The 311-nt window shown below is 45.0% G+C and carries 2 rRNA genes; both read left to right on the forward strand.

The window, feature by feature from the left end:
* Positions 1–93, forward strand: a 23S ribosomal RNA gene (locus KO531_RS22255); the annotation flags it as partial.
* A 139-nt stretch (positions 94–232) separates the two neighbouring features.
* Positions 233–311 (forward strand): 5S ribosomal RNA (rrf, locus tag KO531_RS22260); the annotation flags it as partial.

The raw sequence follows: 311 nt of genomic DNA on the forward strand, positions 1-311 counted from the left end.
AGCCGTTCGAGACTAGGACGTTGATAGGCATGGTGTGTAAGCGTTGTGAGGCGTTGAGCTAACATGTACTAATGACTCGAGAGGCTTAACCATACAACCCAGATGGGTTTTGCTAAGCGACCTTAGACAGAATACAGATACTTGATAAAGTTTGAACTCAAACAAAGCAAATCAGCTTTCCGAATTATTATTAGCGTGAGCCAGAGATGGACACGGTAATAAACAGAATTTGCTTGGTGACAATAGCCTTGTGGAACCACCTGATCCCATCCCGAACTCAGAAGTGAAACGCAAACGCGCCGATGGTAGTG

Source organism: Shewanella sp. NKUCC06_TVS (assembly GCF_019345515.1).
Taxonomy (GTDB): Bacteria; Pseudomonadota; Gammaproteobacteria; order Enterobacterales; family Shewanellaceae; genus Shewanella; species Shewanella oncorhynchi.